The sequence below is a fragment of the Shewanella sp. MR-4 genome (assembly GCF_000014685.1).
Lineage (GTDB): Bacteria > Pseudomonadota > Gammaproteobacteria > Enterobacterales > Shewanellaceae > Shewanella.
Genome location: NC_008321.1, coordinates 1,141,853 through 1,160,557, shown reverse-complemented (window position 1 = coordinate 1,160,557; position 18,705 = coordinate 1,141,853). Strand labels below are relative to the sequence as shown.

Here is an 18,705-nt window from a genome sequence, read left to right as displayed (position 1 = left end):
CTCAGCCGCTAAGATCGCTAAGAGAATGTATTCCCCCGCTTAAGACTGATATACTAGCGCGCTATTTAAAATGAATGAGGTACATCAGCGTGCAGAGCGCCGAATTAAAGCAGTTTGTTGTCGACAAAATCGACGATTTAAAAGCCCGTGACGTCGTGGTTATCGATGTCAGCAACCAATCTAACATCACCGACTATATGGTGATTTGTTCAGGTACATCTAAAACTCACGTGAAAGCGATCGCCGAAAACCTCGTGCTCGAAGCGAAAGCCGCTGGCATTCCACCAATTGGTATCGAAGGCCGCGACAGCAGCGAATGGGTATTGGTGGATATGGGCAACGTGATCCTGCATGTTATGCAAGACCAAACCCGCGATTTCTACCAGCTTGAAAAGCTCTGGTCAGAAAAGCAAGCCTAATGAAGTTGCAACTTATCGCAGTAGGGACACGGATGCCCGATTGGGTCACCCGCGGCTTTGAAGAGTACCAACGCCGCTTCCCCCGAGATATGGCGCTGGAACTTATCGAAATCCCTGCCGGCAAGCGCGGAAAAAACGCTGATATCGTTCGCATTCTGCAAAAGGAAGGCGAGCAAATGTTAGCGGCAATCCCTAAGGGCAACCATATTGTCACCTTAGATCTTCCTGGCAAAAACTGGACTACGCCGGAATTGGCGACCGCCATGAACAAATGGCAACTCGATGGTCGTGATGTGAGCTTACTGGTTGGCGGCCCCGAAGGCTTAGCGCCCGCCTGTAAGGAAGCCGCCCATCAGAGTTGGTGCCTATCGGCATTGACCCTGCCCCATCCTTTGGTGCGGATTGTGGTTGCCGAAAGCTTATACCGCGCGTGGAGCGTGAACACCAATCACCCTTATCACAGAGAATAACGGGATCTTGATGTTAACGAGTGTCAACCACCCGGATGGGATCAGCTGGAGATAGCCTAAGTGTCGCCAAAAAAGCGGATAACCATGCACGACCACGCCGCCGAGGCGTCACTGTTTAAGCGCCGTGCGCTGTTCACTTTTTTTTGTGTTGTCGCCCTCCTGAGTGTGTTGGTGACCAATCTTTATCACCTTCAGGTTGAATCCTATAAAGATTACGCAACACGTTCTAATGACAACCGTATTCGTGTCGTGCCCATCGCCCCAAGCCGTGGCCTGATTTATGACAGAAACGGCGTACTCCTCGCCGAAAACCAACCCTTTTACTCCCTCGATCTGGTGCCTGAGAAAATTGCCAATATGTCCGAAACCTTGGACGAGCTAGGCAAGTTAATCGAAATCACCCCAGATGAGCGCGAAACCTTTACCGAGGCATTAAAGTTTCACCGCCGCTTTAAGCCACTTACCCTTAAAAATCAGCTGACCGAAGAACAAGTGGCGATTTTTAGCGTGAACCAGCATCGCTTTCCCGGGATTTCCGTCGAGGCAGGTTTAAAGCGTAACTACCCCTATGCGAGCCAGCTCACCCATGTGCTGGGCTATGTGGGCAAAATTAACACCCGTGATCGCGCCCAATTGGAGCGTAACGATCAATGGAAGAACTATGCCGCCACCAAGGATATTGGTAAGCAAGGCATTGAAAAATTTTATGAATCTCTACTGCACGGCACACCGGGTCACCTCGAAGAAGAAGTGAACAACCGCGGCCGAACTATCCGTACCCTTAAAATCGTACCGCCGGAGCCAGGGCAAGATATTTACTTAACCCTAGATTTGCAATTGCAGCAAAAGGCTGTGGAGTTACTCCAAGGCCATAAAGGCTCAATCGTTGCTATCGACCCGAGGGACGGCGGCATCTTAGCCCTAGTCTCAAGCCCAAGTTACGACCCGAATCAGTTCGTTCAAGGGATTAACAGCAAAGATTACAGCGATTTATTGAATGATAAATCTCGCCCGCTGATTAACCGCGCGACCCAAGGTCAGTATGCGCCCGCATCGACGGTTAAACCCATTATTGCCCTGCTGGGATTGGATGAAAAAGCCGTCACCGAACACACTCGTATTTGGGACCCTGGCTTTTGGCAAATCCCCGGCGTTGAGCGCAAATACCGCGACTGGAAACGTTGGGGCCATGGCTGGGTGAACGTCTACAGCGCAATCGTGGAATCCTGCGATACCTACTTCTATGAATTGGCTTATAAAATCGGTGTCGATCCTATCGCCCGCTTTATGGAGCAATTCGGCTTTGGCCAAAATACCGGTGTCGATATTTTCGAAGAGTCGGCAGGCAATATGCCGTCGAAGGAATGGAAGCGCTTAAAATACAACCAAGCTTGGTACATTGGTGACACCATTTCTGTCGGTATCGGCCAAGGTTACTGGACCGCCACGCCATTGCAATTGGCTAGCGCCACCGCCATTCTCGCCAATGATGGCCGCCGCTTCCCACCGCATTTGTTAAAGTCGATTAAGGATAATACGGCCAAAATTGACTCACCAATTAACGAGTTACCGCCGATTGAACTTAAGAACCCGCGCAACTGGAAAATCATCAACGAAGCCATGCGCCAAACGGCTCATAAGTCTCGCTTCACCGATGCCAGTTACACGGCCGCGATGAAAACCGGTACGGCGCAGGTGATTGGCGTGGCCGAAAACACTAAGTACGATGCCAATAAGATTGCCGAGCATTTCCGCGATAACGCCCTCGTGGTCGCCTACGCGCCCTTTGAAGATCCTAAAATCGTCCTCGCTGTGGTAATGGAAAACGCCGGCTGGGGTGGCGCAAACGCAGGCCCAGTCGCCCGCGCCATGCTCGATGAATACATGCTAAGAGACACTTGGAAACCAACGCCATGAGTGCCCATCAACGTCAAAACATCTGGCAACGATTGCATATCGACTTGCCCTTACTGCTCGGCCTGTTTGCCGTCATGGGCTTTGGCCTGTTCGTTATCTACTCTGCCAGCGGTGAAGATCTTGGCATGATGGAGCGCCAACTGTTTAGGATGTTTTTATCCCTAGGCATCATGTTTACCATGGCGCAGATCAATCCCGAGGCGCTCAAACGCTGGGCCCTACCGATTTACCTTGCGGGGATTGTGCTACTGCTTGGTGTGCATTTTTTTGGGGAAATCAACAAAGGCGCACAGCGCTGGTTGAACTTAGGCTTTATGGAGTTCCAGCCTTCGGAGCTGATTAAGCTCGCCTTCCCCATTACTATGGCTTGGTATATCAGTAAGTTCCCTCTGCCACCGAAGAAACGCTACCTTGCGGGCGCTGCGGTGATCCTCTTAGTACCAACGCTTTTAATTGCCAAACAACCTGACTTAGGCACCTCGATTTTGGTTGCCGCATCGGGCATTTTCGTGCTGTTTTTATCGGGCATGAGCTGGGCGATTGTGGGTGGGTTTATTGCCGCCGTATTAGCCTTCTTACCGATCCTTTGGTACTTCCTGATGCACGATTACCAAAGAACCCGCGTATTGACCCTACTCGATCCAGAGCAGGATCCCTTAGGTGCCGGTTACCATATTATCCAATCGAAAATTGCCATCGGCTCTGGTGGCCTCTGGGGTAAAGGTTGGCTCGATGGCACTCAATCCCAATTAGAATTTATCCCCGAACGTCACACCGACTTTATCTTTGCGGTGATCGGTGAAGAGTTTGGCCTGATAGGCAGTATTATCCTGCTCCTGATGTATCTGTACATCATCGGACGCGGCTTAGTCATCGCCTCTCGGGCGCAAACCAGCTTTGCCAGACTCCTTGCCGGCAGTATCACATTGACTTTCTTCGTTTATGTTTTTGTGAATATTGGCATGGTTTCAGGTATCCTGCCTGTGGTGGGTGTACCTTTACCCCTTGTCAGTTATGGTGGCACTTCCATGCTGACATTGATGACAGGGTTTGGCATTCTTATGAGCATTCATACCCATAGACGTTTTGTAGATAGATAATTTTTAGGGACTTCTTAATGCCTATTCTTCGAGCTTGTTTGGCTCCACTGGCAGTGCTTTGCCTCAGTTCATACCTCATTGGCTGCTCAACCGCGAACGAGCCAGCAACAACGACACCGCCACCAAGCGCGGCCGTGACCACACAGGCGCCAACACCTGTATTACCCGAGGCCTTAAAGGCAGAGTTTATTAAAACCCAAATGGCACAAGGCTTTACTCAAGCCGAAGTGGAAAATTTCTTGGCCAAAGCCAACTACAACCAGACTGTTATCGATGCGATTTCTCGCCCTTGGGAAGCTAAGCCTTGGCATCAGTATTATCCAATTTTCCTCACAGAGAAACGCCTCAACGCGGGCCTAGCCTTCTGGAAAAAACACGAGGCGATGATTGCCAAAGCTGCCACTCAATACCAAGTTGAGCCACAAATTATTGTGGCCATTATTGGTATCGAAACCTTCTATGGTCAGTACACGGGCAATTATCCGGTAATCGACGCGCTCTACACCTTAGGGTTTTATTACGAGCCAAGAGCCACTTTCTTTCGCAAGGAATTTGGCGAGCTGATGAAGCTGGTAAAAGAAGAACACTTAGATATCAATAGCCTCAAGGGTTCTTACGCTGGCGCCATGGGCTTTGGTCAGTTTATTCCGTCAAGCTACCGCCACTATGCCGTGGATTTTGATGGCAGCGGCAACCGTGATTTACTCCAGAGTCCAGAGGATGCCATCGGCAGTGTTGCCAATTATTTCCATGAACACGGCTGGCAATTGCACGCGCCCGTTGCGCTTCCTTTAGTGAACAGCAGTCCCAATGCGCCTAAAGCCAAAGTGTGGGCCGGCGAAAAGTTGCAGTACAAGGTTTCTGATATTCTCTCCCCAAGCTTATCGCTGGCCACCGCCCGCGATTTAGATGCCTCGCAAAAGGCCATGCTTATCGAACTGGAACAAGTGGATAGCAAGGACTACTGGTTAGGGCTTAATAACTTTTATGTGATCACCCGTTATAACCGTAGCCCTTTGTATTCCATGGCCGTTTACCAATTTAGCCAACAACTGAAGCAACAACATGACGCTAAGAAATAATCTTTTACAGCTCTTGATGCTCGGCTGCTGTTTTGCGCTTGCGGCCTGCTCGAGTTCTAATTCTGGCTCGGCCAGCGAGAAGAACAAGAACATGGATCCCAACAAGGGCCGCTATGCGCTAAAAAACGATAAGATGCCCATCAATCCACCCAATGTGGACCATGTGCCAAACGCGACCCCAAAATACGAGCCCTACAGCCGTCGCGGTAATAAACCTTACACGGTTTATGGTGAGTCCTATACGGTGTTAGATTCGGGCCAAGGCTTTTCCGAGACTGGCCGCGCCTCATGGTATGGTGAGAAATTCCACGGCTATGAGACATCAAATGGCGAGCCCTACGACATGTATGGCATGTCTGGGGCGCACAAGACCTTGCCTTTGCCAAGCTATGCTCGCGTCACTAATTTAGATAACAATAAGCAGGTCATTATTCGGATTAACGATCGCGGCCCTTTCCATTCGGACCGGATTTTGGACTTATCCTACGCCGCCGCTTATAAGCTGGGCATGCTAGGCACAGGTACCGCGCGAATTAAGCTGGATGTGATCTATATTGGCACTCAGGCCGCGACACAGTCCGCCATCGCCAGTATTCAATCCTCAGGCAATCACTACATACAATTGGTGGCTTCGAAGGATCAGCATAGGCTGAACAAAATGGCGAAGGATCTGGAGAAGAAATATCAGGTCAAGACCCGTGTACAACCGGCAAACAATATGTATAGACTACAGCTCGGTCCAATTGGCCAAACCGAACTAGCCGACCGATTACTCAATAAAGTGAAACAAGACGGTTACCCCGAAGGCTATATGGTTTTGGAGTAGTGACCGCTCACTATAAGATATAGATTTAGCTTAAAAATACCCCAGATGAAGGAACCTTCACTGAAAACCTTTGTCGAAGGGTGGTATACTCGCGAAACTATTTTGCCTTTTCTTTCAATACAACCAAAAAGACGTGCTAAGTTAATGATGAATTTTGTAAAAAGTCCCATTAAAACATTGCTGCTAATTTCGAGTGTTTCTCTTCCTGTTTATGCTGCGCAGCCGATTGTTACCCCTGATGCACCTACAGTTGCCGCCAAGGCTTACGTCTTGATGGATTATTACTCGGGCCAAATCATTGCCGAAGAAAATGCCTACGAAAGCTTAAACCCAGCCAGCTTAACGAAGATGATGACCAGTTACGTGATTGGTCAAGAAATCAAAGCCGGTAACGTATCCCCAGATGATGATGTGACCATCAGTAAAAATGCCTGGTCAAAGAACTTCTCTGACTCATCAAAAATGTTCATCGAAGTGGGTAAAACCGTTAAGGTTTCCGACTTAAACCGCGGCATCATCATCCAGTCGGGTAACGATGCCTGTGTGGCCATGGCCGAACACATTGCTGGCACCGAAGGCGCCTTCGTCGACATGATGAACTCATGGGCGAAGCAGCTTGGCATGCGTGACAGCTACTTCGAAAACTCCCACGGTTTAGACTCTGAAAACCACAAATCAACCGCCTACGATATGGCGTTATTAGGTGCCGCACTGATCCGTGACGTGCCTGAAGAATACCGTGTCTACAGTGAAAAATACTATACCTTCAACGGTATCAAGCAATATAACCGCAACGGTCTGCTGTGGGATAACAGCATGAATGTCGACGGTATCAAAACCGGCCACACCTCTGGCGCGGGTTATAACTTAGTTGCATCTGCCACCAAAGACGGCATGCGTTTAATTTCAGTGGTCATGGGCACCCAGAGTGAAGCCGCCCGTAAAGCCGAAAGTAAAAAGCTACTGACCTATGGTTTCCGCTTCTTCGAAACCGTAACCCCTTACAAGGCAGGCGACAGCTTCGTAACCCAACAAATTTGGTACGGCGATAAGAGCACTGTCGATTTAGGTGTTGCTACTGATACCCCAATCACCATCAGCCGTGGCCGTGCGAAAGACTTAAAAGCCAACTTCGAACTGACTAAGCCACTGGATGCACCACTGAAAAAAGGTGAAACCGTTGGCCGCTTATACTTCCAGTTAGATGGCAAAGATATTGCGCAATTCCCACTGGTTACCCTGCAAGAAGTCAACGAAGGCAGCTGGTTCAGCAAATTAGTTGATTACTTTAAGCAACTGTTTTCTGGTTGGTTTAGCTAATCCGAATCACAAAAACTAAGCCACCTTCGGGTGGCTTAGTTGTTTTTGGGGGAGTATCGCCCTTGAATCGGGTATAATCGTCACCATATAGTTCCCATTAAAATGGTTATAGAGCACGACTATGTTAAACACGAAATTTGATGAACTCATGGAGTTCCCCTGCGCCTTCCCCTTCAAAGTAGTTGGCGATGCCCACGAAGCCTTGACCGACAGAGTCGTTGCCGTAGTGCAAAGACACGCCCCAGGTGATTATTCACCTACGGTTAAGGCCTCAAGCAAAGGTAGCTACTACTCTGTGACCATCCGCGTCACAGTGACCAGCAAAGATCATATTGAGACACTGTACACTGAGCTTGCCGGTATCGAAGGCGTACGCCGCGTACTATAAGTATTCCTCAAGGCCATGAAATGTGATCTGTCTTACATTTATGGTCAGGAGGCGTATAATAGCGCCACTCAATTCTAGGGGAGAGGTTGCCCTTGCAAGACACCACTTTGCATATTCGGCATCTGGGACAACAGGATTACGAGTCTGTGTGGCATGCGATGCAGCATTACACCGACACACGTAACAGCGATAGCCCAGACGAACTGTGGATCGTTGAACATCCACCCGTATTTACCCAAGGCCAAGCAGGTAAAAGCGAACATATTTTGAATCCGGGTGATATTCCCGTGATCCAAGTGGATCGTGGCGGCCAAGTGACGTACCACGGGCCGGGACAATTAGTTGTCTACCCTCTCCTCGATATTAAACGCAGCAAGATTGGCGTCCGTCAGCTCGTGACCCATATCGAGCAAAGCATTATCGATATGCTCGCCAAATATGATATCAATGCCTACGCCAAGGCCGATGCGCCGGGCGTGTATGTGGATGAGCGCAAAGTCGCCTCTTTAGGGCTTCGCATTCGTAAAGGCTGCTCCTTCCACGGCTTAGCACTGAATGTCGATATGGATCTGGCGCCGTTTCGCCGTATTAACCCCTGCGGTTATGCCGGCCTTGAAATGGTGCAATGCAAGGAACTGGGCGGCCCACAAACCGTGATAGAAGCAGGCGACCAACTCATTATTACCCTTAGCCAACTATTGGGCTACCAACAACTAGTTCATCATCAAGGATTAGCAGCGTCATGAATAGGCCTGAACGTTTACAACCCGGAGTCAAATTAAGAGATGCCGATAAGGTCTCGCGCATTCCGGTTAAAATCGTGCCCTCTGAGCGCGAAACCATGTTACGCAAACCCGATTGGTTAAGGGTCAAACTGCCCGCTTCTAACCAACGCATTCTCGAGATCAAGCAAGCATTGCGTTCGAACGGTCTGCACTCGGTCTGTGAAGAAGCTTCTTGCCCTAACTTGGCAGAATGCTTTAACCACGGCACTGCGACCTTTATGATTTTGGGCGCAATTTGTACTCGCCGCTGCCCATTCTGCGACGTAGCCCATGGTCGTCCACTCAAGCCTGATGCGGAAGAACCAGTCAAACTGGCACAAACCATTCGTGATATGAAGCTGAAATACGTGGTTATCACCTCGGTTGACCGCGATGACCTGCGTGATGGCGGTGCCCAGCACTTTGCCGACTGTATCCGTGAGATCCGTAAGCTCAATCCTGAAATTAAGATTGAGATCTTAGTGCCCGATTTCCGTGGTCGTATCGACGCTGCCCTCGACATTCTGTCGACCGAGCCGCCTGATGTGTTCAACCACAACCTCGAAACTGCGCCTATGCATTACCGCAAAGCGCGTCCGGGTGCGAACTATCAATGGTCACTCGACCTACTGAAGCGCTTTAAAGAGCGTCACCCCAATGTGCCGACAAAATCGGGACTGATGATGGGTCTAGGTGAAACCAACGAAGAAATCGCACAAGTGCTGCGTGACCTACGTGAGCACAAGGTCGAAATGTTGACCTTAGGTCAATATCTGCAACCGTCTAAGTTCCACCTACCGGTTGAGCGTTACGTGTCGCCAGCCGAGTTCGATGAGCTTAAAGTCCTTGCCGATGAGCTTGGCTTTACTCACGCCGCCTGTGGTCCATTAGTGCGTTCAAGCTACCATGCAGACCTGCAAGCTCAAGGTAAAGAAGTGAAGTAATCTTCGCTTTATTAAGCCCATAAAAAACAGCGCTAAGGCGCTGTTTTTTTTTATCTTCATCTAAAACCTTAAGCCGTTTCGCTTAAGGCTAAATCCATCAAAATTGCATCTTCTTTGCCATCAGCCAAAGGGTAATAGCCTTTGCGACGCCCGGTTTCGACAAAGCCCCGCTTCTGATAGAGCGCGCGCGCCGCAAGGTTTGATTCGCGAACCTCCAGCATCAGCACCACGGCCTTGGCAGCCTTAGCGCCGTCGATAACCGCCATGAGTAGCAGATGCCCATATCCTCGCCCTTGCTGCTGTGGCGACAAACAAATATCTAGCAGCGTTGCCTCATCGACAATCTGCTGCACAATCGCAAAACCGAGCAACTCGCCATCGTTTTTCATTAACCCAATAACGCGGTACAAGTGGCCAAAACAGTCGGCAAGATTATTCTCACTCATAGGATGGGAATGGGCACTCGCCTCAATGCGCGTCATTTGGCTCACATCCGTTGGTGTCAGGAGCACAATTTGCAACGATTCACTAAGGGTTTTAAGAACTTGATGACTCACGGGACAATCCAAATTAAAAGGCAACTTAAGATAATGTATACAGGGCACGACCCATAGAGGCTTAGGCCGTTAATTGCTGTTCACGCCACTGGCAAATCTGCGTCCACAAGGCACGCTTTGCCTCACTGCGAGACAGTAAGTCCGCTAAGGGATCCGACACTAACCAAGCCACTCTGGGCCTAACCCTGTGGCGGCGTAAATCCCAGACGATGGTTTTGCCCTTATGTGGCTCAGTGTTGAACTCACAGTCGTCCTTACTGATACCGATTAATCCCAGCACGGTTTCGAGTAAAGGCTCGGCGGCGGGCGTCATCTCATCTGCATCCCAAACCACTTGATAAGGTCGCACTTTAGTATCACGAAGCTGCCAGGGAGTAATCTCCATTGCGGCTAAATAGGCTGATTTATTCATGGGATTATTGGGGTTTCATTAGGCACTGACACCGCATAAGGATACCAGCTAAATAGGCTGAATGTTATTGTCTCGAGGCAAGTCCTCATACAAATCCATCCCAACATTCCAATTAAGCCACAGAATTTAATCTGTAAAATCGATTTATAAAATCTATTTTAACCGCTTTAGATGTTTAGCTCATTTGATAAGCTATCCCCATTGAGTAGGACAATAGGAGGAATTTCCATGATTAACATCGGCATCAACCAGAGTCACAGAGAAGAAATCGCTGCTGGGTTAAATCAGTTATTGGCCGACAGCTACAGCCTTTACCTTAAGACCCACAGCTTCCACTGGAACGTCACAGGCCCCATGTTCACGAGCTTGCATTTATTGTTTGAACAGCAATATACCGAGCTTGCCTTAGCGGTCGATTTAATCGCCGAGCGAGTTCGCGCATTAGGCGCAAGAGCCTTAGGATCCTATTCGGCCTATGCCAAGTTGACTGAAATCCGTGAAGATCAAGGTGTCACAAAAGCCGAGACCATGATCCGTGAACTGTTAAGTGACCAAGAAGTGGTGATTAGAAACGCTCGAGCGCTCTATCCCTTGGTTAGCCAAGCCAACGATGAAGCAACGGCAGATTTACTCACCCAGCGCATTCAACTCCATGAGAAAAATGCGTGGATGTTACGTAGCTTATTAAGCGAATAACCCTTTCATCATCCCCAAGCCAAATGGCCGAGCAGTCACGCGCTCGGCCATTTTATTAGGGCGTGTTAACGTTTCGAGATTAGATTTTGTTCGTTCTGGCAAGCACGTGCTCGCGAAACGAGGAATGATGTGTAGTTATTCTACTCAAATGACGAGTGACAAAGAGCAAGAGCTTGCCAGACGAACCCTTCGGGCAGCATTTAGCTGGCTTTTCTGCCGCGTTATCGTCCGTTTATGTAGAATAACTACACTGCACGGACTTTGCCTTGCTTAAAAACCAGCCAAATTGCTGCAAAAACAACCCTGAAACGTCAACACGCCCTAGGCATTTATCGATGCTAAAGCCAATTTAGAGATACTTAAGCCAAGCCTGCTGACTCAGTCCTTTGTAACGGCTAAACCAGCGCACGGGATAATAGAGCAAAGGGATCAAGACTAGGCTTATCAGCCATACCCACCCCATATGCGCTACGCCAAACAGCTCGCCATGGTTTGCGCCAAATACCCATTTAGCCAGCGAATACAGCAACAGCAGCACATATAAGTGCAAGATATAGAAGAACATAGGCACCGAACCAAACACTGCTAACCTCTGCCCCATCCAACCTAATACTCTGCCTGTCGCAAAATAGCGCTCAAACACCACTAAGCCATAGAACATTCCGCCCAAGGTCACCAACAAAAAACTCAGTGATGGCGGATACTTAGTTAGATTAAATACCGACATTAAGGTTTGACCTAAGGTATCGCCAAACTGCCAAGGCAGTGTCTCGCCGTAGAGATTGAATCCACGCAGCAAGCCAAACAGCAGAGCGCAGCCAAGCCCTAACAGTATTAATTTTTGCTGACGCTGCCACGCATCTCCCCCTCGGCCAAAGACGGGGCCTGCTACATAGCCCAATAAAATCACGCCAATCCAAGGTAGCGCTGGGTAACTGATCTTCAGCTTAAGCTCGCCCTCGGCAATCAAATAACCTCGGTCATGTAATATCGTCCACAGACTATAACCCCACTCGTCTGGCGTAAAATGGATAGGTGACAATAGGTTATGGCCAAAGACAATCAATAGCCCGAGTAATGCCATCCACGGCCTTGGGAGCTTGATAAGTGCCGCAAGGGCCAACATGCTCAGTCCTATCACCCAAATAACCTGCAACCACAGGGTGTGATAATTGCCCATCCATGAGAAATTTATCACCAGCACCTCGAGGGCGATTAAGAATAATCCGCGCTTGATTAAAAACTCGCGCGCAGAGCGCGGTTCGCCATAGCCACGATTGGCATAAAGCCAGGCAGAAACCCCAGTTAAAAAGACGAAGACTGGCGCACAAAAGTGCGCTGCAAAACGGCTGACAAACAGCGCCCAGTTGGTTGTGGTTAAATCCATTGGGTCGCTCACCTGCATATGCAGGAAAAACCGCTCCCGCACATGGTCGAGCAACATAATCAACATCACTAAGCCGCGCATCATGTCGATGCTATTGATCCGCTGACGCCCTTGCAGCTGAAGCGTCTCAGGCGAAGCGGCGGGTGTCACAATGGCATTAGAATTCATAGCTAACACTCACTTTAACGTTACGTGGCTCACCCGGCACGGCCCACAGCGCCGAATAACTGCTGGCGATATAATGCTCATCCAGCAGGTTATCGACATTGAGCGCAAGACTTAGGTTTTCGCCAAGCCGAGTAGTGAAGAACATTCCAAGCAACTGATAACTCGGTAATTGAAAACTCGGATCGGCCGAATCGCCCAAGCGAGAGTCCACATAACGCCAACTCAGCCCTAAATGACCGTCGATAGATAGATCATTTAAGTCCTGTTTGAGAATGATACTGCCCGTGTGTTTTGGCACATTGACCAGCGGACTTCCCGCCGGAATTAACACGCCCCAATCTAGATTCAGACTGTCGTTCGCCGTGCGGGTATTCAGGTAGGCATAGGACAAGGTCGCTTGTAAGCTCTCGGTCAATTCAGCCGCGATATCCAATTCAATCCCCGTGCTCTTGGCTTCACCAAGGGTCGCCGAAAAGCCGACATTGACGGGATCTGAGGTCAAGATATTGCTCTTTTGCGCATCAAACCAAGCCAAACTGCCATTGACGGGTAGCTCAAACCAAGTGCTGTTGAACTTAACCCCTAACTCGACGGATTTGCTCTCCTCTGGCTCGAAGGGATTACCCGCATAATCAGTGCCTGAAAGCGGTAAGAATCCTTCCGAATAGGAGCCGTAAACACTTAAGGCCTCAGACCATTGATACACTAATCCGACTTTCGGACTGACTCTGTTATCGCTTTGATCCGACAGACTCGCGTTGACCTGCTCTGCGATTTCTTGGGAATAACGGTCAAACCTTAACCCTAAATGCAGTTTCCAGTGCTCGGTTAACTCCAATTGATCCTGTAAATAGGCGCCCCAGGCATCTTGAGTCTCTCGGTTTTCATACAGCAGACTGACCTCTGGCTGAGCCGCGCCATATTGGGGGGTAAAAATATCGATGGCATAGGCGCCCTTCTGGCCTCGATAACGGTAGAGTCCCGTTTTTAGTCGATAATGATAGGCATCCGTCCCGAGCAGCAGATTGTGTCTTATGCTGCCGGTATCAAACTGGCCACTGAGTTCGGCACGTACTGAATGATCCTCTGAGGCGTAATCTCGATAGCGATGTTGCCGCGTCAGAGTACGGCCATCGTCATATAAGGATTGACGTCCCTTTGCTAATTCTGCATCCGATGAGTAGCCATTCAGACTCGAATCGCGATAGTTATAACCCGCGGTAAGCGACCAATCCTCATTTAATTCATACTCATAGGTAAGTTGATGCCCAGTCGCATCCACTTTAGTTGGCCCATCGTTGGGCTCGCCCAAGTAACGCGAACGGGGCACGGTATTAAAGTCGTTATTGAGTACCACTACACCACGGTCAAATAACTGTTCTTGCTTAAGATATTCAACCTCATACAGGAGCGATGACTTATCGGACAGTTGCCAGCGCAGCGATGGCGTGACGATCTTTTTATCGCTAAACACGTAATCGCGAAAACTGTCATGCTCCTGCCAAGCGCCATTGATCCTAAAGGCCAAGGTATCGGTCAGCCCCGAGGTAAAATCCCCTTCCAACCGATATTGATCGAAACTCCCCGCAGACGCTTTTAAATAGCCTTGCGCCTCGTACTGCGGCTTTTTAGTCACAATATTCACTGTGCCACCCGGCTCCGAGCGTCCATAAAGCGCCGAACCCGGGCCTTTGAGGATTTCCACATAGGCCACGTTCGATAGATCTCTATGACCACTGAATCCTCGGCCACCATTAAAACCATTGATTAAATAGCCCGATGGCATGTTTTCATTCCCAGGAAAGCCCCGTAACGAAAAACTATCCCACAGCCCACCACCGTTGTTTTGCCGCGCGACACTGGCGGAGTAATCCAATAAGTCTTGAAAACGCGTCAGCCCAGTATCTTTAATCAGTTGCTCATCCAGCACAGTAATCGCTTGGGGTAACTCAGTCGCCGGCACATTGCCGCGGTAGGCCTGACGATAATGAATGCTTAAACGCTCGATATCGTCGTCATTAAGTCCGGCGGTATCAGTTGGCACAGCCTCGGCGGCCAATAGGGGAACACTCGCATCCAACGCCAATAACGCCACGCCCAGCACTAATGCCGAGCGCTTGTGGCTCACATAAACAGCCATTTTCACTCCAAAAATAAACAGCATCGGGCACCTTAGTTAAGCTAAGGCGCTCGAAAAATAAGAGAAATAGATAAAAAGCAGGAGTTAGGCTGTTAGCGGCGGCGCGCGGCTATGGAAGTGGCGCCTAAATGGCGTCTTAAAGGAAATAACATCAAACTCAACCGAGATAACACCCTGTTGAGCAACTTGAAAATCTAAAGGAGAGTATGAGAGGGCATGCTGCAATTGATGCTGATGCAAACACAGCGCACAGTGGGCCTTGGTATCATCATTGAGGTGGGAAGCACTGTGCACCGCAAACGCAACAGACAGCAACACTAAGATGGCGGCAAGCCATAGTGCTAATCTGCGCCTTGTTTGCATCACAGAACTCAAACCATACATCCTCAAACCAAAGGGCTTGCGATTGTATGTTAGACACTACGAAAGTTGCAAATACCTTTACTTAACAAATGTAAGCAAATGCGGTGAGAAAATTTATCGCGCGCAAAATAAAACGGCTCGCATATTTCTATGCAAGCCGTTGTTTTATTTGGCAGGGGTGGCAGGACTCGAACCCGCAACCATCGGTTTTGGAGACCGCTGTTCTACCAATTGGAACTACACCCCTGTTGACGTGGGGCATTATGCTAAAAGCACTCTCAAAGGTAAAGGACTTTTTATGACAAACTTAATTAACTGAGGAATTTTCAAACAAGTTTGCCATCTACTGTTGATTTAATTGGCATAAAGCTGAAAAAGTCAGCATGTATGCTCAGTGCAGAGCGTTAAAAACCCGCCTGCAACTGAGCAAACATTAAGAAACGATGCTCTCTATGGCAAAAAACTAACAAAAGAGTCGTGAAAATGCCTTAAAAGATGAATTTAAGCGCAGTAGGTCCCATACACTCGCAACTAAATCCCCTCGCTGATGGTTAATCATCAAGGGTTGAGATAAAAATCCGCCGCAAATCATTGTCCCAAAGCTGGATAATCTTGCGGGTCTTATCCTTATTCCAAAAACACTTACCAAACAGGATAAGCCCAGCGCCCTCTAAATCCCGTTTATCTTCGATATTAAAGCGCTTAAACAATTTAGTTTTGACGGCCTCAATAGGAATACCTATGTCTTTACTGTCGGCGGGATTGAGCCAAGATAACGTCGGGTCGCTATGAGAGATAGTACCCCAGTACATATGGGGTTTGTTATCCGTCGGATCCGCATCGGCAAAATTCACAAACAAATTCTTCGCCCGCCAGCGGTACTTTCGCTCATCATCGGTGTAAACCCAAAGATCCGAAGCCGCCAAATCCGAGCCGCGCAGCAGGCTATGGAGTAACTTTTCTAGCCCTTGGCTCGGAGTACACTTTGCCGTGATGGCTATCTCGGGCTTATCGGCCGCCACTTGATAGTCAGCTTTGGGCTCCTGTACTGACGCTAATGGCTCGGTATCATTTTCAAGTTCACTTTTGGCTCCAACCTCTTGCTCTTGGGAAGCCCTGATTTTGTGCGCTGAGTTAGAGGGTCTCTTATTACTGGGATTAACCGAAAAATCGATAACCAAGGCATCGGCGTCGAGCAGTTGTTGCTGCACTTCGAGGGCATCTTGTTCTTCACGGGACTTTTGCGCCGACGGATTAAATTCGATGCAATCGAGCTCATGATAACGGGAGCCAAAACAGGCGGCCCTACCATCCTTAGATGCTTTACGAAAATAGGCTTTGCCGTAGCAGGCGGGGCAATATAAATGCTGGCGCAAACGCTCAATCTCAGCCTCGGGTAACTGCTGAAACTTGAACACACTGTAGGTGACACCAGCCTGAGCATGAGGATTGAGTCGTAATGGCGACGAAGCGTGCTCTGCCGCTGCCTCGGTTGTGAGTACACAAATCGCGTCCAACATCTCTTGCCCCCTAATCCTTATCTTTACGGCCTTATCTCAAGTCTTAAGCTGGATGAAAATAGCTCGCGAGTCGTGCGGCTAAACTCGGCGGCAATAAGGGTTTATTACCGACGGTCGTTTTGCCATAAAAACCTTGCAGCTTGTCGATTAACTGCCAAAAACAGAGGTTTGCCGCCAATGTATCGAGGGCGGCGTACTGAATTTGCGCTTGGGATAAAGGCACCTGTTGCCAATTCGAGAGGGTAATTTTTTTAGGTTTATCGATACGTTTATGCAGTAATGCCGCCACCAATTGCCGCGTCCCCATTTCCTTCCCAGCGCCGAGCTGCGCCATCGCCCAATTCAAATCGAGTCGAGGGGAGACCTGAATATCCCAATCCCGTTTCAGTGCTTGGCCATCGCCCCTTAATCCAATCCCCACTTTGAGGATCCGCTCATTTTCGAGCAAAGGTTTGAGCTCGGCGAGCCTCTCACCCAATACCGCCCGCTGAAATAAATAGCAGGTATCTGAGGTCGCCAATTGCACTAAGCTCAAGGGATGTTGAACACCCGGCTCAAAGCTTGCCCGCGTTTCGGTATCAAACCCCAGCACAGACTCACTGCTAAGTTGTTGTAATGCGGTGGCAAGCGTATCGGGCGTGACTAATTCCACCCGCATTTCGTCCCGCATTTCGCCCTTTATATCCACCAGCGACAGTGGTACGAGGTTTGCCAGCTCGGCATCGGTTAATCGCGTCGTTAAGGCGATTTTTTGCTGAAACCATTGGAACTTAAGTTGCGAATCGGCTGCCGATAAGTCCCCCGCTTGGGACTCGGCTAACCCAGCCAGATATTGACTCCCAGCTTTATCCATCGCCGCGATAAGCTCGTCGGCATGTTCGCCTAATTCCTGACGCAGCCAAGCCAACTTATTGGGAGAAAGGCAATAACGCATTAATTGCATACTTCGTCCTTGAGCGTTGAAATAATCGCAGCGAGCACCTTAGCACTCGCGCAACTCGGGTTAGCTGATCAGCAATAAAGGATCAAAAAAGGATCAGCTACGCAGCTTTTGGAATCCTGTCATCAGCAGTACCGCCACCGCGCCCGCCGCGATGCCAAAGAGCGCGTTAAGAATGCTTGGCGTCAGTAACCCAAGCACTGGGCCGACAACGGCAATGGTTTCCACAAATTGCTCGGCATGGTGGATTTGCTCGCCGATCCAATGTAATCCATGGGTTAGAATGCCGCCGCCCACCATAAACATGGCGGCAGTACCGATAATGGTTAAGCTCTTCATCAACACGGGCGCCGCACTCAGTAAGCCAAAGCCCAACTTACGATTAAAGCGAGTAAAACTCGACTCGCCCTGACGCTGGCTCAGATACAGACCCGCATCGTCCATTTTGACAATCGCCGCCACCAAACCATAAACGCCTATGGTCATCACAATACCAATAATCGCGAGGGTAAAAAATTGCGTCGTCAGCGACTTATCCGCAACTATGCCTAAAGTGATGGCGATAATTTCTGCCGACAGCACAAAGTCGGTGCGAATTGCGCCCTTCACTTTTTCCTTCTCATAGGCCGCCAGATCGCTTATCTCGGGTAAGTCAGATTCGGCCTGCTCTGCATGTTTGTCTTTGCGATGGCTATAACTGTGGTGTAATTTCTCAAAGCCTTCAAAACATAAAAACAAGCCGCCGAACATCAACAAGGGCGTCACAGCCCAAGGAATAAAGGCGCTGATCAACATGGCCGCCGGCACTAAAATCAATTTATTGCGAAACGAACCTAAGGCGACCGCCCAGACCACGGGTAATTCACGGTCGGCACTCACGCCTGTCACTTGCTGGGCGTTTAAGGCCAAATCGTCCCCTAATACCCCGGCGGTTTTCTTGGCCGCGACCTTACTCATCACCGCCACGTCATCCAAAATGGATGCAATATCGTCGAGTAAGGTTAATAAACTCGCCCCTGCCATACATGCTCCCTTAAACAAATAATGCTGTTTTTATCAATTCTGCTTTTGCCATAGTAACTTAGTTAGATTAAGCCCGCCTAGCGAATCGTCAATAGCGAAATAGGCTTTATCTTAGGCACATCACTTATTTTAACGAGTTCGCTTAGTGATTAAATCTGTAAGCACATTAAGCAGGACACTACATAAGATCACCGCCCAAGATCACAGCTACAGTGCAATAGCACCACACACTTTGATGGAAAAGAGTATACTAAGCCCAGAATTTTTTA

Annotated in this window: 19 protein-coding genes and 1 tRNA gene; 11 read left to right on the top strand and 9 right to left on the bottom strand. The window is 49.1% G+C overall.

Annotation, left to right across the window (positions count from 1 at the left end; genetic code table 11):
- Positions 1-89: 89 nt before the first annotated feature.
- The 10 genes from rsfS (at position 90) to lipA (ending at position 9,230) form a co-directional block, all read left to right on the top strand.
- The gene (gene rsfS / locus SHEWMR4_RS05155; protein WP_037430791.1) at positions 90-419 is read left to right on the top strand and encodes a ribosome silencing factor; all 330 of its coding nucleotides are present in this window, start codon (positions 90-92) and stop codon (positions 417-419) included.
- Positions 419-889 (top strand): 23S rRNA (pseudouridine(1915)-N(3))-methyltransferase RlmH, encoded by a 471-nt coding sequence (gene rlmH / locus SHEWMR4_RS05150; protein ID WP_011621784.1) that lies wholly within the window; start codon positions 419-421, stop codon positions 887-889. The genes rsfS and rlmH overlap by 1 nt, the downstream gene beginning before the upstream one ends.
- 60 nt (positions 890-949) lie before the next feature.
- Complete coding sequence (mrdA, locus tag SHEWMR4_RS05145) at positions 950-2,806, top strand: penicillin-binding protein 2 (protein ID WP_011621783.1); 1,857 nt, start codon at positions 950-952, stop codon at positions 2,804-2,806.
- Entirely contained in the window at positions 2,803-3,906 is a 1,104-nt protein-coding gene (gene rodA / locus SHEWMR4_RS05140) for a rod shape-determining protein RodA (protein WP_011621782.1), read from the top strand. Before mrdA ends, rodA begins: the two co-directional genes overlap by 4 nt.
- 17 nt (positions 3,907-3,923) lie before the next feature.
- On the top strand, positions 3,924-4,988 hold the full coding sequence (mltB, locus tag SHEWMR4_RS05135) for a lytic murein transglycosylase B (protein WP_011621781.1): 1,065 nt from the start codon (positions 3,924-3,926) through the stop codon (positions 4,986-4,988).
- Positions 4,972-5,814: a septal ring lytic transglycosylase RlpA family protein gene (locus SHEWMR4_RS05130; protein ID WP_011621780.1), complete on the top strand. Its 843-nt coding sequence runs from the start codon at positions 4,972-4,974 to the stop codon at positions 5,812-5,814. Before mltB ends, SHEWMR4_RS05130 begins: the two co-directional genes overlap by 17 nt.
- A gap of 144 nt (positions 5,815-5,958) precedes the next feature.
- Entirely contained in the window at positions 5,959-7,134 is a 1,176-nt protein-coding gene (locus tag SHEWMR4_RS05125; protein WP_011621779.1) for a serine hydrolase, read from the top strand.
- 121 nt (positions 7,135-7,255) lie between these two features.
- Entirely contained in the window at positions 7,256-7,522 is a 267-nt protein-coding gene (gene ybeD / locus SHEWMR4_RS05120) for a DUF493 family protein YbeD (protein ID WP_011621778.1), read from the top strand.
- Between the two features lie 92 nt (positions 7,523-7,614).
- Positions 7,615-8,268, top strand: a complete 654-nt coding sequence (gene lipB / locus SHEWMR4_RS05115; RefSeq protein ID WP_011621777.1) for a lipoyl(octanoyl) transferase LipB — start codon at positions 7,615-7,617, stop codon at positions 8,266-8,268.
- Positions 8,265-9,230, top strand: a complete 966-nt coding sequence (lipA, locus tag SHEWMR4_RS05110; protein WP_011621776.1) for a lipoyl synthase — start codon at positions 8,265-8,267, stop codon at positions 9,228-9,230. The genes lipB and lipA overlap by 4 nt, the downstream gene beginning before the upstream one ends.
- 68 nt (positions 9,231-9,298) lie before the next feature.
- Here the strand turns inward: lipA and rimI are convergent, their stop codons facing one another.
- Both rimI and SHEWMR4_RS05100 read right to left on the bottom strand, forming a co-directional pair.
- Positions 9,299-9,751 (bottom strand): ribosomal protein S18-alanine N-acetyltransferase, encoded by a 453-nt coding sequence (gene rimI / locus SHEWMR4_RS05105; RefSeq protein WP_011621775.1) that lies wholly within the window; start codon positions 9,749-9,751, stop codon positions 9,299-9,301.
- Positions 9,752-9,848: 97 nt separating this feature from the next.
- Positions 9,849-10,199: a DNA polymerase III subunit psi gene (locus tag SHEWMR4_RS05100; protein ID WP_011621774.1), complete on the bottom strand. Its 351-nt coding sequence runs from the start codon at positions 10,197-10,199 to the stop codon at positions 9,849-9,851.
- A gap of 228 nt (positions 10,200-10,427) precedes the next feature.
- Here SHEWMR4_RS05100 and dpsA point away from each other — a divergent pair, with 228 nt between their 5' ends.
- Positions 10,428-10,895 (top strand): DNA starvation/stationary phase protection protein DpsA, encoded by a 468-nt coding sequence (gene dpsA, locus SHEWMR4_RS05095; RefSeq protein ID WP_011621773.1) that lies wholly within the window; start codon positions 10,428-10,430, stop codon positions 10,893-10,895.
- A 349-nt stretch (positions 10,896-11,244) separates the two neighbouring features.
- Here dpsA and SHEWMR4_RS05090 read toward each other — a convergent pair whose 3' ends face one another.
- From SHEWMR4_RS05090 to SHEWMR4_RS05060, 7 genes are all read right to left on the bottom strand, one after another.
- The gene (locus SHEWMR4_RS05090; RefSeq protein WP_011621772.1) at positions 11,245-12,450 is read right to left on the bottom strand and encodes a DUF1624 domain-containing protein; all 1,206 of its coding nucleotides are present in this window, start codon (positions 12,448-12,450) and stop codon (positions 11,245-11,247) included.
- A complete protein-coding gene (locus SHEWMR4_RS05085; RefSeq protein WP_011621771.1) occupies positions 12,440-14,614 on the bottom strand; it encodes a TonB-dependent siderophore receptor in 2,175 nt (724 codons plus the stop codon). Before SHEWMR4_RS05085 ends, SHEWMR4_RS05090 begins: the two co-directional genes overlap by 11 nt.
- A gap of 60 nt (positions 14,615-14,674) precedes the next feature.
- On the bottom strand, positions 14,675-14,965 hold the full coding sequence (locus tag SHEWMR4_RS05080; protein ID WP_041408983.1) for a hypothetical protein: 291 nt from the start codon (positions 14,963-14,965) through the stop codon (positions 14,675-14,677).
- A 158-nt stretch (positions 14,966-15,123) separates the two neighbouring features.
- Positions 15,124-15,200: transfer RNA gene (locus tag SHEWMR4_RS05075), tRNA-Trp, on the bottom strand.
- 304 nt (positions 15,201-15,504) lie between these two features.
- Positions 15,505-16,473, bottom strand: coding sequence for a hypothetical protein (locus tag SHEWMR4_RS05070; protein ID WP_011621769.1), 969 nt, complete (start codon positions 16,471-16,473; stop codon positions 15,505-15,507).
- A gap of 43 nt (positions 16,474-16,516) precedes the next feature.
- Positions 16,517-17,416 carry a 3'-5' exonuclease gene (locus tag SHEWMR4_RS05065; protein ID WP_011621768.1) on the bottom strand — a complete coding sequence of 300 codons (900 nt, stop codon included), beginning with the start codon at positions 17,414-17,416 and terminating at the stop codon, positions 16,517-16,519.
- A gap of 93 nt (positions 17,417-17,509) precedes the next feature.
- Positions 17,510-18,436 carry a DUF808 domain-containing protein gene (locus tag SHEWMR4_RS05060; RefSeq protein ID WP_011621767.1) on the bottom strand — a complete coding sequence of 309 codons (927 nt, stop codon included), beginning with the start codon at positions 18,434-18,436 and terminating at the stop codon, positions 17,510-17,512.
- Positions 18,437-18,705 lie beyond the last annotated feature (269 nt).

What these genes read in the sequence shown, in the direction of transcription:
- rlmH (WP_011621784.1), top strand. Translation starts at nt 419, where the DNA reads ATGAAGTTGCAACTTATCGCAGTAGGGACACGGATGCCCGATTGGGTC.
- rodA (WP_011621782.1), top strand. Translation starts at nt 2,803, where the DNA reads ATGAGTGCCCATCAACGTCAAAACATCTGGCAACGATTGCATATCGAC.
- mltB (WP_011621781.1), top strand. Translation starts at nt 3,924, where the DNA reads ATGCCTATTCTTCGAGCTTGTTTGGCTCCACTGGCAGTGCTTTGCCTC.
- SHEWMR4_RS05130 (WP_011621780.1), top strand. Translation starts at nt 4,972, where the DNA reads ATGACGCTAAGAAATAATCTTTTACAGCTCTTGATGCTCGGCTGCTGT.
- SHEWMR4_RS05125 (WP_011621779.1), top strand. Translation starts at nt 5,959, where the DNA reads ATGATGAATTTTGTAAAAAGTCCCATTAAAACATTGCTGCTAATTTCG.
- ybeD (WP_011621778.1), top strand. Translation starts at nt 7,256, where the DNA reads ATGTTAAACACGAAATTTGATGAACTCATGGAGTTCCCCTGCGCCTTC.
- lipA (WP_011621776.1), top strand. Translation starts at nt 8,265, where the DNA reads ATGAATAGGCCTGAACGTTTACAACCCGGAGTCAAATTAAGAGATGCC.
- SHEWMR4_RS05100 (WP_011621774.1), bottom strand. Translation starts at nt 10,199, where the DNA reads ATGAATAAATCAGCCTATTTAGCCGCAATGGAGATTACTCCCTGGCAG.
- dpsA (WP_011621773.1), top strand. Translation starts at nt 10,428, where the DNA reads ATGATTAACATCGGCATCAACCAGAGTCACAGAGAAGAAATCGCTGCT.
- SHEWMR4_RS05090 (WP_011621772.1), bottom strand. Translation starts at nt 12,450, where the DNA reads ATGAATTCTAATGCCATTGTGACACCCGCCGCTTCGCCTGAGACGCTT.
- SHEWMR4_RS05085 (WP_011621771.1), bottom strand. Translation starts at nt 14,614, where the DNA reads ATGCTGTTTATTTTTGGAGTGAAAATGGCTGTTTATGTGAGCCACAAG.
- SHEWMR4_RS05070 (WP_011621769.1), bottom strand. Translation starts at nt 16,473, where the DNA reads ATGTTGGACGCGATTTGTGTACTCACAACCGAGGCAGCGGCAGAGCAC.
- SHEWMR4_RS05065 (WP_011621768.1), bottom strand. Translation starts at nt 17,416, where the DNA reads ATGCAATTAATGCGTTATTGCCTTTCTCCCAATAAGTTGGCTTGGCTG.
- SHEWMR4_RS05060 (WP_011621767.1), bottom strand. Translation starts at nt 18,436, where the DNA reads ATGGCAGGGGCGAGTTTATTAACCTTACTCGACGATATTGCATCCATT.